The sequence below is a fragment of the Methylocystis suflitae genome (genome assembly GCF_024448135.1).
Classification (GTDB): Bacteria; Pseudomonadota; Alphaproteobacteria; order Rhizobiales; family Beijerinckiaceae; genus Methylocystis; species Methylocystis suflitae.
Genome location: NZ_JAMRYX010000079.1, coordinates 1 through 353 on the forward strand (window position 1 = coordinate 1; position 353 = coordinate 353).

At 61.2% G+C, this 353-nt stretch carries 1 pseudogene; it reads left to right on the plus strand.

What is annotated here, in order from left to right:
- Positions 1 to 253 (plus strand): annotated as a pseudogene (locus NEI07_RS06365) (IS110 family transposase); the annotation flags it as partial.
- Positions 254 to 353: the final 100 nt, after the last annotated feature.

Sequence of the window (353 nt, forward strand, 5' to 3'; positions counted from 1 at the left end):
CGAACGCGAGCAAGGAATCAGCAAGGCCGGCAATCGGCGCCTGCGCGCAGCGATGGGAGAGCTCGCCTGGCTGTGGCTGCGCTACCAGCCGGAGAGCGCCTTGACGAAATGGTTCAGGGAGCGCCTGGCCGGCGCCAAGGGACGCCTGAAGAAGGTGCTGCTCGTCGCATTGGCGCGCAAATTGTTGATCGCCTTATGGCGTTATGCAAGCGATGGAGTCGTCCCCGAAGGAGCGGTGCTGAAGCCTGCCTGATCGATGGTGACGATTGTCTTCGACAATAATGAACACACAGACAAGGTAGGCGTGAGATCTACCTGACCGAACCGAGGGGGCGGCTGCCGTAACAGCCCTT